This is a genomic window from Scytonema hofmannii PCC 7110 (genome assembly GCF_000346485.2).
Taxonomy (GTDB): domain Bacteria; phylum Cyanobacteriota; class Cyanobacteriia; order Cyanobacteriales; family Nostocaceae; genus Scytonema; species Scytonema hofmannii.
The window spans coordinates 1-528 of the sequence record NZ_KQ976393.1; the positions used below are offsets into that span (position 1 = coordinate 1).

Consider the following 528-nt stretch of genomic DNA (forward strand, 5'->3'; position numbering starts at 1 on the left):
AGGTAATTTTCTACTGCTATATAATGGTCAAGTTGCTCAATTGGAACTTCATCTAAATTGATATTCCAACTAGCGAAAAGTACATTACCTAGTTCTTTAAAGTTAGTAACCATCTCAATTTAGCCCTATGCTTCCTCACTCAATAATTGTTTTTCCAACCCCTGACACTCTTGTGCTAGCGGTATACCTAACTTTGTAGCGATGGCTAAAGCCTGATTGCAGTACTCAAGGGCACGAGTGCGATCGCCTAATTTTTGATACAGTTCTGCCAAGTTTCTGAAAGCATAAGCTTTAGTGTATTGCTCGCCAATTTCTCCGCAAATCTCCAGTGCTTCTTGCAAATTTTCTTGGGCTTGTGAATATTGCTCAAGTTTTATGAAAGTACCTCCCAAGCAACAAAGTGCCCTTCCCTCAATGTGGGGATTACCAATCAATCGTGCAATAGTCAAACCTTGCTGACAATAATCTATTGCTTGGAGGTAATCTGTAAGCGAATGATAACATATTCCCAAACATAACAATGAGTTT

At 39.0% G+C, this 528-nt stretch carries 1 protein-coding gene; it reads right to left on the minus strand.

Translation table 11 applies throughout. The features are described 5' to 3' along the window. Positions 1 to 125: 125 nt before the first annotated feature. A partial coding sequence (locus tag WA1_RS52030; RefSeq protein WP_148663134.1) for a tetratricopeptide repeat protein occupies positions 126 to 528 on the minus strand: 403 nt, incomplete at its 5' end.